Here is a 3702-nt window from a genome sequence, read left to right on the forward strand (position 1 = left end):
CCGCTTCCAGCGGTTGTAGAGGGTCTTGTGCGGGCCGTATTCCTTGGGCGCATCGCACCACCGCAACCCATTGCGGTTGATGAAGATTATGCCGCTCAGCACCCGCCGGTCATCGACGCGTGGCTTGCCATGGCTCTTGGGAAAGAAGGGCTGCAGCCGCGCCATCTGCGCGTCGGTCAGCCAGAAAAGGTTGCTCATCATCCAGTCTCCTTTCGGAGCTTGAATCAGGCAGAGAGTCCAAAATCAATGGGTCCTGACCCTACGCAAACGTCCCCGAAGTTCTGGACAAAGTGGAGGCGGTGAGTTGGACGGCAGCGGGGTGGCACAGGCAGCATTTCGGGCGGCGCAATATGTGCGCATGTCGACCGAGCATCAGCAGTATTCGACCAACAACCAGGCGGACAAGATCCGCGAATATGCCGAAAAGCGCGGCATCGAGATCGTCAGGACTTATGCCGATGATGGCAAGAGCGGGCTCTCGCTCGAGGGACGCGCGGCGCTGCAAAAACTGCTGTCGGATGTCGAGTCGGGCGCGGCGGACTTCAACCTGATCCTCGTCTATGACATCAGCCGCTGGGGGCGGTTTCAGGACGCGGACGAGAGCGCGTATTACGAATATATTTGTAAGCGCGCGGGCATCGACATCGCCTATTGCGCAGAGCAATTCGAGAATGATGGCTCGCCTGTCTCGACCATCGTCAAGGGCGTCAAACGCGCCATGGCCGGTGAATACAGCCGCGAGTTGTCGGTCAAGGTTTTTACCGGCCAGTGCCGCCTGATCGAGCTGGGCTATCGGCAAGGTGGCCCCGCAGGCTTTGGCCTGCGTCGGGTGCTGCTGGACGAGCGCGGCAATATCAAGGGCGAGCTGAAGCGCGGTGAGCACAAGTCGCTGCAGACCGACCGCGTGATCCTGATGCCTGGGCCCGAGGAAGAGGTGGCTTGGGTCAATCGCATGTATCGCTGGCTGATCGAGGAAGAGCTGAGTTTCCGCGAGATCGCCGATCGGCTGAATGAGGCTGGCGTGGCCACCGATCTCGACAAGCCCTGGACGCCCGGCACGGTGCGCACGATCGTGACCAATGAGAAATACATCGGCAATAATGTCTACAATCGCAGCTCCTTCAAGCTGAAGAAGCTGCATGTCGACAACCCGCCCGAGATGTGGGTGCGCAAGGAGGGCGCGTTCGAGGGGATCGTGCCGCTTGAGATGTTTCTGACCGCGCAGGAGATCATCACCGCGCGCTCGGCGCGATTGTCAGACGAAGAACTGCTTGATCATCTGAAGCGCCTCTATGCCGATGCAGGCCAGCTGTCGGGGGTGCTGATCGACCAAACGCCCGATATGCCCTCGTCCGCGGCCTATCGAAACCGCTTCGGCTCGCTGGCGCGCGCCTATGAGATGATCGGCTATCGCACGGACCGAGATCATGAGCGCATTGCACTGAATAAGCGCCTGCGCGCCATGCACCCTGAGATCATCGCCCGCACCGAGGCCGCGATTGCAGAGGTCGGGGGCGCTGTGCAGCGCGACCCAAAGACCGATCTCTTGACCATCAATGACGAGTTGGTGGTCAGTCTGGTTCTGGCACGCTGCCAGCCGCAGGCAGACGGGCGGCTGCGCTGGCGCATCCGGTTTGATCCTATGCGCTATCAGGCCGACATCACGCTGGCCGTGCGGCTAGATCCGATGAACCAAGGCGAGCTCGATTACTACCTGCTGCCCTGGCTCGACCTGCCACGGCAGGAAATCCGGCTCTGCAACCGCACTGCGCTCACATTCGAGGCCTTTCGCTTCAATGATCTCGGCTTTTTCTACGGCATGGTCGCGCGCGTGGGGGTGCTGAAGCGATGGGCCTGAGAGATAATCTCGCAACTCACCATGGAGAACAAAACATGAATATCATTCCTCAGTGTGGGAGGCCTGCACATGCTGCCTGACACACCCGACAGCGTGACCATGGTGCCGATCGAGCGGATCGAGGTGCTGAATTCGCGCGACCGCAACATGAAGGTCTTCGAGGAGATCGTCGAAAACATCCGCAGCATCGGTCTCAAGAAGCCGATCACCGTAACAGAGCGCGAGGCGGCGGATGGGGCGCCCGCCTTTCTTCTGGTCTGCGGCGAGGGGCGGCTCAATGCCTTCCGCCTGCTTGGCGAGACCCATATCCCGGCGCTGGTGGTCGATGTCAGCGATGAAGACGCCTTCATCATGTCGCTTGCGGAAAACATCGCCCGGCGCGGTCACCGCCCGCTGGAGATTTTGGCCGATATCGAGCTGCTGCTCGCGCGGGATTACACCATCGAGGACATCATCCAGCGCACGGGGCTCTCGCAGAAATATGTGCGCGACATCGTCTTCCTGCTGGAAAAGGGCGAGGAGCGGCTGATCGAGGCGGTGCAGAACAACACCATCCCGCTGACGGCCGCGCTCGAGATCGCGCGGGCCAAGAATGACGATGGCGATCTGGGCGACATGCTGGAAGAGGCTTACAAGACCGGCCAGCTCAAGGGCCACCAGCTGACGGACGCGAAGCGCCTCATGGAAAGGCGCCGCGAGAAGGGCCCGAAATCCGGCGCGCGCCCGAAGCTGCCCAATTCTGCGCATTCGCTGGTGAAAATCTACCAGAAGGAAGTCGCCCGCCAGCACAAGATGGTGCTGAAGGCCGAGCATGCGCATCAGCAGCTCCTGCTGGTGGTCCAGGGTCTCAAGACGCTGTTTGCCGACGAGAACTTTGTGACGCTGCTGCGCGCCGAAGGTCTCGACACTCTGCCCAAATACCTCGCCGATCGCATTGAAACCGCCTGATACGGAGCCCCCCCATGACCCAGACCAGCACTGTCAAGCCGATCTATCCCGGTGCCTTTCCTCCGCCCAGCGCAGAAGAGGACAGCGCGCAGGCCTATCCCAGGGCCCCGCTGAACCTGACCCTCGGCTTTGATCTCGAGACCTATCAGATCCCGATCGAGGAGCTGATGCCTTCAAAAAAAGTCCCCGATGGCGTAATGACCACGCGCAAGTTCAAGCAGATCCTGTCCTCGATCCGCGAGATCGGGTTGATCGAGCCGCTCTCGGTGATCAAGCCCGACCTGGACGCGCCGGGCTTCCTGCTGCTCGATGGCAATCTGCGGGTGCTGGCGCTCAAGGAACTGGGCCAGGATGTGGCGCCCTGCCTGATCGCCAAGGATTTCGAAACCTACACCTACAACCACCGAATCAATCGGCTCTCGACCGTGCAGGAGCATTACATGCTGCGCCGCGCGATCGACAAGGGCGTCAGCAAAGACCGGCTGGCGCGTGCCTTCAATGTCAATCTCTCGACCATCAACAGCCGGATCAACCTGCTGCACGGCATCTGCCCGCGTGCGGTGGAACTGCTCAACGACCATCAGTTCACGCCAGATGTGACGCGCCATCTGCGCAAGATGAAGGCGGCACGGCAGATCGAGGCGGTCGAGCTGATGATCGCGGCCAATACGATCACGGCGGCCCATGCCGATGCGCTACTGAAGGCCACACCGCCTGAGCAGCGCACGGATTACACGCCGCCCAAGCCGGAAGAGCCCAAGGGCGATCCGCTCGAGCAGATCGTCAAGCTCGAGCGCGAGATGAACCAGGTGCAGGAGAAGTACAAGGATGCCGAGAAATCCTATGGCTCGGAGCTGCTGAATCTCGTCGTTGCCAAGGCCTATCTGACGAAGCTT

General features: G+C 60.9%; 4 protein-coding genes. 3 read left to right on the plus strand and 1 reads right to left on the minus strand.

The window, feature by feature from the left end; translation table 11 throughout:
* A partial coding sequence (locus ACTIEN_RS22000; protein WP_439525284.1) for a transposase occupies positions 1-198 on the minus strand: 198 nt, incomplete at its 3' end.
* A 154-nt stretch (positions 199-352) separates the two neighbouring features.
* On the opposite strand from ACTIEN_RS22000, the gene ACTIEN_RS22005 reads away from it, so the two are divergent.
* The 3 genes from ACTIEN_RS22005 to ACTIEN_RS22015 all read left to right on the plus strand — a co-directional run.
* Entirely contained in the window at positions 353-1858 is a 1506-nt protein-coding gene (locus ACTIEN_RS22005; RefSeq protein ID WP_439525281.1) for a recombinase family protein, read from the plus strand.
* A gap of 69 nt (positions 1859-1927) precedes the next feature.
* A complete protein-coding gene (locus ACTIEN_RS22010; protein WP_439525282.1) occupies positions 1928-2806 on the plus strand; it encodes a ParB N-terminal domain-containing protein in 879 nt (292 codons plus the stop codon).
* Positions 2807-2820: 14 nt separating this feature from the next.
* A partial coding sequence (locus tag ACTIEN_RS22015; protein WP_439525283.1) for a plasmid partitioning protein RepB C-terminal domain-containing protein occupies positions 2821-3702 on the plus strand: 882 nt, incomplete at its 3' end.

The organism is Marivita sp., from assembly GCF_051859345.1.
Lineage (GTDB): Bacteria > Pseudomonadota > Alphaproteobacteria > Rhodobacterales > Rhodobacteraceae > Marivita.

What these genes read in the sequence shown, in the direction of transcription:
- ACTIEN_RS22010 (WP_439525282.1), top strand. Translation starts at nt 1,928, where the DNA reads ATGCTGCCTGACACACCCGACAGCGTGACCATGGTGCCGATCGAGCGG.